This window comes from Bradyrhizobium sp. P2_E8 (assembly GCF_056403875.1).
Map to the genome: position 1 here is coordinate 1 of NZ_JBFUES010000324.1, position 7,229 is coordinate 7,229.

The window sequence follows — 7,229 nt, forward strand, 5'->3', positions numbered from 1 at the left end:
GACCAGTTTTGTGAAACATGTCTCTTCGACCTGCAGTAAACAGATAGCAACTCGTTGGCGATCGGCCGGACGGCGCAGGACCGCCTTGTTTTTAGTGCGGGCAAGAGAAGAGAAGTTCATGAAATCGGCAGCTACAACGAAGGTTGTGATCTTCTTCCCATTTCGATCTGGCGCCGAAGCAGTGTGCGCTGTGCAACGCGACATCATTGTCGCGATCGGAGCAGCGACGACCCAGGAGGGGTCGCGATAGGACAGCCGTGGAACTCGTACAGCACGACGACCTCGCGGAACTTCCCCAGACTTGGAAGCCCTTACCCAACCGCTGTCAAAACGGCAGCCAAACGTCTGAACTGGAGCGACGAGGTTCTCGCGAACAGGAACCTGGCGTCGTTTCCTCGATCTTACTAAGGCTTTCGCTGCCATGCAGCGAAACGCAGTCATTCAATTGCTTTTCGATTTCCGACAAGGGGCTCGCCCAGGGCTCCGCCTGCGAGGCCTGGCGCGATGGAACTTGCCGTAAGTCCGGCCACCTCGACGTCGGGCCGGGAGCACACGACTACGTCGATTGCCGCAATGTAATCGTTTGGCTGAATTCAGTGGAGACCGCCTCGCGCAGAGGACGTTCGGACCGTTTCGCGCGGACGCGCGATCTGCAGGACGACGGAGGCGACGACTTCTGCGATCGACCGACGACTTATCCGCCAAATCGCTTGACCAGCTTTGAGCCCTTGGCTGCATCGATCTGCTGGCCAGTCAAGTCGGAGCCGGCGCTCAATCCTATCGTCATGAGGTTCTTGACGCGCTGCGCCGCCTGCTTCTCATTGGAATAATCGATCTCGACGTGATCAAGGCTCATCAGATGACCAAGCTCGTGAGCCCAGGCGCGTCCATTGGCGTGGTCATTGCCATACCACTGGACGAAGCTTGCCGGCTCGGGTTCGCTATTGGGGTATGAGCCTCCGCCAGCGGACAGATTTTCAATCGAATTGACGAGGTAGATGTGGATGGCATTGTCCGGATCGTGCCGAGAGGTAAGAACACCCAGCAATCGCTGATCATTGCTGCGTGCGCTCTTTGCCATGTCGAGCGGCTTCTCCATCAGGCAATCGCTGATCACGAACGCGATCTTGGCCTTTGACCAGATCGTATTGACCACGTCGAGCGCCTTCTTGGCCGTGTCGCTGCTCCATTGCCTGGGCTCAACGACCCCTCTCTCGGCAAATGGCGTGATGTAAATCCTCAAGGGAATAGGCATTAGTTTCTCCGAAGTTCGGAATTTGCGATTGTATCTCCGCGCGCTGTCCTCCGCAATTCGGAGGACTGGTTTCATTTCGACTCTACCGAAGGAACAATGTCCGGCGGACATGACCCCGATGGAGATTCACCGCGCCGGCTACACCGACATCCAAGAAGACGCCGATCTCGTGTTTCACCGTCGGGCACTGGCAGTATAGACAGGGCGAGCCGGCTATTTGCCGCGGGCTACCGCGTCTGTTTGCTGATCGACGCCCAGTTTGCTCGACGCGTCGGATCAGGCGACGTCGGGCTCGATGAGGCCCAAGCTCGTCATCGGATCGTCCTGCGCTCGAAGATCGAGCGCTCCGGCGGGAACATGAAAATGACGGTCATCAAGAGATTGCGAGTACAAGGGCCACAAGAACGTCCTCTCTCACGGAGGATCAGGTCCTGGAGAACTTCGGCTTCGTGGCCGCCAAGCCATGGCTCGATGGACGCGAATTCTTCGCAAAGTCCATCACTGCCCGAAGCCGAACTGACGGCCTTGCTCCGCGTTGTTGACCTGAATGCAAGCTGCGACCGAGACCATCGATCCGCGAGCCCGTCCTTGGACTTCACGTCCCCTCGATCGCCGTCAGCGGAACTTTCGTTTGAACCACGCCAGAGCCTTTTGGTGCGCTGCCGCGAGCAGGCCAGCAAGAATACAATAAATGTTTTACATCAACATCTTATACAGAGGTCGCGCGACCGCTCAACATTGGCGGGCGCCCATCATCCACATGAATCGGCACACAACGCCCGGCCGCAATAATCCTCCGCGCCTTTTGAACGCCTCCGCATTCCAAAACAACACATAGGAATGGATCGGGCTCGAGATCGGTACCGTATGCAGATAGGCAGCCGCCAGTAACGTGCGAATTCAGGAATTATTTCTTACGCGGCCGTCCTCGCGACGTTACCGTTCTACGGGCATAGGTTGGGTGTTCGCCATGAGATTGTACAGGCACCTCCGAGTTTGTCTTCTTCTCGCCGCTTCGCTGTTCCTGGCCTCTCAGCCAGCCTGGGCGACAAAGCGCGTAGCTTTGGTGGTAGGCAATTCCAGCTATCAAAACGCCCCACTGCTTCCAAACCCGGCCAATGACGCTGCGGCCATCGCCGCGACCTTGAAGGGCGCAGGTTTCGATGTGGTTGACTCAAGGCTCAACCTCGCCGCGACCGACATGCGGCGGGCCCTGAGAGAATTCGCCGATCAGGCCCGCAATGCCGACATTGCCTTGGTGTACTATGCTGGCCACGGTATCGAGATCGACGGAACGAACTATCTGATCCCGACAGACGCCAGACTCGAGCGTGACACGGATATCTATGACGAAGCATTCTCGCTCGACCGTGTCCTGCTGGCGATCGAGCCTGCGAGGCAGCTGCGCGTTGTGATCGTCGACGCGTGCCGCAACAATCCGTTTGCCGACTCAATGAAGCGCACAGTTGCCTCGCGATCAATCAGCCGCGGGCTGGCCAGGGTCGAACCTGCCGTCTCCAACACACTGATCGCGTTTGCCGCGAAAGCCGGACTAACCGCACTCGATGGCAACAGCAAGAATAGTCCGTACGCGACGGCTCTCGTGAAGTATATTGCAAAGCCGGGGCTCGACTTGCGCAGGGCTTTCGGCTTCGTCCGCGACGATGTCTTGCAAGCCACGGGCAACCGACAGGAGCCCTATGTCTACGGCTCGCTGGGCGGCGAAGACGTTGCACTTGTTCCGGCTGCCAAGGCCGAGGAGCCGATACAAGCAGCCAACCCCCAGTCGGAAATTCGTCGCGATTACGAATTGGCCTTGCAGCTCCGCAACAAGCCCGCTCTGAACGCGTTCCTGACCCAGCATCCCGACGGATACTACTCAAATCTGGCCAAGCTGCAGCTTAATCAGCTCGAGGCCGAGGACGCACGCGTCGCGGCGACGGCGAAAGCGCAGCAGGCCGAGCAGCAACAAGCTCGCCTGATGTCCCAGGGCGCCCAGCGTGCCGAACAGGAGAAGGCGGCCGCGGATCTGAAGGCCGCGGAAGAGGCCCGGATTGCCGCCGAGAGGACGAAGCAAGCGGCGCAGGAGCAGGCCACCGAGGCGGAACGGAAACGGACTGCATCCGAATCTACAATCGTCGCTGCACTCTCCGGGAATAAACCGGCCGCTGAGAGTACCGTCGCGGATAACCCCACGGCCGCTGCGCCCGGTGAGGACAGCAAGACGCCCAAGCTTGCGGCACTGAGCGACGAGCCGCGCCAGACCGATATCGCAAGAGCCGATATCGCCAAGTCCGTACAAGGCGAATTGAGCCGCGTCGGCTGCTTCGCCGGCCCCGTCGACGGCCAATGGAATGCGGCCTCACAGCGCTCGTTGGCTCTCTTCAACCGGCACGCAGGCACCAAACTGGACGTTAAGCTTGCAAGTTTGGATGCTCTTGACGTGATCAAGCTTAGGCCATCGCGGGTCTGCCCGCTGATCTGCGATCGCGGCTACAGGCCCGACGGCGACCAGTGCAGCAAAATCACCTGTGCCGAGGGCTCGTTCCTCAACGACGACAATGAATGCGAGAAGCAGCGCGGGAAGAAGCCGGTTGCCAAGAGCAATACGGATGACCGTCCGTCGCGCGCGGATCGTTCGGCCCGCCAGAGTCGGCAGCCGACAGCGGACGTTCCGCCGCGACAGGCGAGCCCGAAGCCGCAGGCGGATGGTGCCAAGCGCAGCGCATCAGGCGCCGGCGGACAGATCTACTGCAATGACCTCTTGTGCCGCCCCGTCAAGCGCGGCTGCCATCTCGAATATCGCGGCGGAGGTGGCCCCTACGCCAATCCCAATGCCGAGGTCTGCAACTAGCGCGGCGAGACGCTACGCCGGCGGCGTCAGGAAGCTATCGGGACGCCGGATTATCTCGAGTGCGCCGAGCCGCCGAGCCTAGCCTCGGCTCGGTCGATGACCTTGTGTCTGACTTGGCCGAAGCGGAGCGACCTGCGTGGTGGCGTGTGAGCTCGAGCAGAAGGACGCCAGCGCCTTTCCAGGGGTGACGCTCTTCACGAAGCGGCAGGCGCCCGGCATGAAGCCGACGGCGGTTTATCTTCCGCCAAAGCACCCAACAGCCGCCACCAAGTTCGATGTCGTGATCTGGCTTCACGGCTTCTACGTCAAAAACCATGAGTTCCTGTTCCACAACGATCCAGCGCGACTGCGCGAACAAGTCCGGGATTCCGGCAAGGACGTGGTGCTTATCGCGCCGTTCCTGGGCTACGAATATGCCGTTGGCGACACCTTTGCCGGAAACTACAGCGTGTCTGACCTGGCAACCGCGAACTGGGGCGAACGCTATCTCGAGGAGATTCTTGGAGCTCTTGCCAGGTTCCTGGGTCTCTCCTCGACGTCCATTCCTCAGCTCCAGATCGGCAAGCTCATCATCGCATGCCACTCCGGCGGTGGTAACGGCATGCGCAATCTCGTCGGGAGCCTTGGAAAGTATCAGGGCAAGCTGACGGCTTGTTGGGGATTTGACTGCCTCTACGGTGCCAATGCGCGGCCCGACGATGCGACCTTCTGGTACCAGTGGCTGTCTGGACAGAGCGGCCGCGCGCTCGAGATCGTGTATGGTCCATCAACTCTCCCGCAATCGGTGAAGCTGGACCTGATCGGGCGCGGGCTGGCGATGGCCGATGGCAATCAAGCACAGCCACAACGCCCTGCTCTCAAGAACCTTAGCGTAAGGGTCGGTCATTACGACCTGTTCCCGGCATTTGGCCAGATGGTCAGGGTCAACGACCTGGACCCGGCTTACGTGGATCGCTTCATGATACCGCAGGTCGCTGACCAGCCAAGTCTGCGCCACAAGCCGGCGCCACAGCACGGGGAATTCCTTCAGGGCGCGATTTCCAACGTTCGCAGCGCTTTTCCCTTTCCAAAGGACATTCATTACATGATCGCCCGGGGCGGCTTCTTCAGTCGGCTGAGCAAGCTTTAGCCTTCACAGGCCTTGGCCTTGCCGGGCTCACTTGATGGAATAGGATTTGACGTCGAACGACCAATTATTCGTCACCAGCTTTCCGCTGCCGTTGTCCGGCACGCGCAGCTCACTGGTCCAGGCCGTTAGATAGCTCAACGCCTCGGCCTGATCTTGTAGCTTCCGCGGCAAGTCCGGCAAATCGAGCAACTGCACCCGCCGCTCGCTCAGGATGGCGATCATCACTGCTGACCCAGTCGGCGGTGAGACGACATATTCAAAACCACGCTGCCGAGCCGCCGGGGTTGGAACGACAAATTCGACGCCGGGCTTGACGAGATTGATGTCGCGTCCGTCCGACTGCGCCAATAGCTCGGGAGTCGGAAAGATCTGGGACATCCGCCCTTCCGCGTCGACGTCGACGAGAATGAGATATCCCGGCTTCCTCGCGGTGACGCCGAACGTGACCTTGCCGCCGAGGTTGACGGTCTGACCCGGCAGGATCTGAAGGGACACACTCGCGGTATTGGCCTGCCTGCGCGCCGCTTGTACGGGCCAAAGCCAGGGTGCATACGTCGTGCCGACATTCAGCGATGCCGACGGCAACGGTGCTGCGGACGAAGCTCCGCTACCCGCCAGCAGCAGCAGGAATGCGAGCCATGGTCGCTCCCGGCGGATCGGCTGCGATGACGGCATGGCCGGCTCTCCCTAAGAGTCAGGGAGCACTGAAGAAGCCGATCGAGGCGATCCGCGCGTCCGCAGGCAAGTACCGCTCGAGGCTCTTGATCACCTGCCCCGAAGCGCGGCGCCGGTTGAGCTGCATCAGGACTGTCTCAAGATCGACCATGCGCTGYTGCGAGGTCACTGCAACGATCTGTTCCGCACCGAACGGCTCGCCGACCCTGAGCGGTAGGCGCAAACTCGCCGATCGGGCCAGTGCCGCATCGGAACCCACCGGATACAACAATTGGATGGTGCCATCGCCAGACACATTGAACAGCAACACCGCTCTTGACCCCACATCAGACAGATCAACTTCGACAGTCTGGCCAGCACGCTGTTGGCGATCGTCCGGCCAGATGCGCATGATCTGCGGCGACCGGGTCGCAATGCGCTTCAGTTCACGAATTGCCGCTGTCCGGTCAACGACCGTCGGCAGGCTGGCAACGTCGATCCCGTAGGCGACTACGTCGCCCCACGCGATCACGTCGTGCGACACGGGATCCCAGATCAGGTCGGGATTGTCCGTCGGCTGAACAGCCTGCACGGGAACATCCTTTGGCACCACGCTCGCAAAATAGTTCGTCTTGCCGTCGAGCGCCGCCAGCCGGATTGGCGCAGCGAGACGGAGCGGGGCCGGCGCGTCGCCGGTCGGAAGTTCCTTGGTCGCCGCAGCGGCAAGGGTGGGAATGTTTGGTGCCTTGGCCGTGACAGCCGGCGGCGCGGGCGCTTGTCCCTCGACGGGCGCCCCGGATCCGGCCGGGCCGGAGGCCGCTCTCGCGGCCGGCCCCTGAATCAGCACGACACCGCGCGTCAATTCGAAGGCGATGTCGGTATCAGGCGTCAGGGGCGGCGATGATATGGTCACGATGTTCTGGCGCTGGTCCGAGAGCTGATAGACCACCTGTCGAACATTGCTGAAGAGCTCCTTGAGCGTCACCTTCCCATCGTGATTGACGTCCGCGCTCCCCTCCACCGCCCGCGCGACCGCATAGCTGAGAGCCCCGCGCAGGCCATCGATGCCAGGGATGCGGACTTCCGGCGCCTTGGTGTAGCGGTCCACCGCAGCCAGGAACGCCGTGTGGTCAAGATCGAGTTCCGACTTCGGATCGTTGCTGTCCGACACCGGCTTCAGTTCGTCAACCAGCAACGTGTAACGCGGGACCTGCCGGAAGCTCATCTCAGCGGCACGCGGATCGATATCGCGCACCATACCGCCGCCGTGGCAGGTATCAGCCACGAAGATCACCTTCGCTCCGCGAAGCTCGAACTGCCGGATGAAATGGTTGAAC

General features: G+C 60.9%; 6 protein-coding genes. 2 read left to right on the plus strand and 4 right to left on the minus strand.

The features are described from left to right. Both AC1D00_RS19080 and AC1D00_RS19085 read right to left on the minus strand, forming a co-directional pair. On the minus strand, positions 1–207 hold a 207-nt coding region (locus AC1D00_RS19080; protein WP_477011724.1), incomplete at its 3' end, for a hypothetical protein. Between the two features lie 487 nt (positions 208–694). Continuing rightward, the gene (locus tag AC1D00_RS19085; RefSeq protein ID WP_028170712.1) at positions 695–1,255 is read right to left on the minus strand and encodes a hypothetical protein; all 561 of its coding nucleotides are present in this window, start codon (positions 1,253–1,255) and stop codon (positions 695–697) included. 970 nt (positions 1,256–2,225) lie between these two features. Here AC1D00_RS19085 and AC1D00_RS19090 point away from each other — a divergent pair. Beyond that, entirely contained in the window at positions 2,226–4,109 is a 1,884-nt protein-coding gene (locus tag AC1D00_RS19090; RefSeq protein ID WP_477011725.1) for a caspase family protein, read from the plus strand. Between the two features lie 136 nt (positions 4,110–4,245). Then, positions 4,246–5,238, plus strand: a complete 993-nt coding sequence (locus AC1D00_RS19095) for a hypothetical protein (RefSeq protein ID WP_477011726.1) — start codon at positions 4,246–4,248, stop codon at positions 5,236–5,238. A gap of 27 nt (positions 5,239–5,265) precedes the next feature. Here the strand turns inward: AC1D00_RS19095 and AC1D00_RS19100 are convergent, their stop codons facing one another. Both AC1D00_RS19100 and AC1D00_RS19105 read right to left on the minus strand, forming a co-directional pair. Further along, positions 5,266–5,913: a DUF4384 domain-containing protein gene (locus AC1D00_RS19100; protein WP_011086390.1), complete on the minus strand. Its 648-nt coding sequence runs from the start codon at positions 5,911–5,913 to the stop codon at positions 5,266–5,268. Positions 5,914–5,932: 19 nt separating this feature from the next. Further along, positions 5,933–7,229, minus strand: a 1,297-nt coding sequence (locus AC1D00_RS19105) for a caspase family protein (RefSeq protein WP_477011727.1), incomplete at its 5' end; no start/stop codon positions are given.

What these genes read in the sequence shown, in the direction of transcription:
- AC1D00_RS19085 (WP_028170712.1), bottom strand. Translation starts at nt 1,255, where the DNA reads ATGCCTATTCCCTTGAGGATTTACATCACGCCATTTGCCGAGAGAGGG.
- AC1D00_RS19100 (WP_011086390.1), bottom strand. Translation starts at nt 5,913, where the DNA reads ATGCCGTCATCGCAGCCGATCCGCCGGGAGCGACCATGGCTCGCATTC.
- AC1D00_RS19090 (WP_477011725.1), top strand. Translation starts at nt 2,226, where the DNA reads ATGAGATTGTACAGGCACCTCCGAGTTTGTCTTCTTCTCGCCGCTTCG.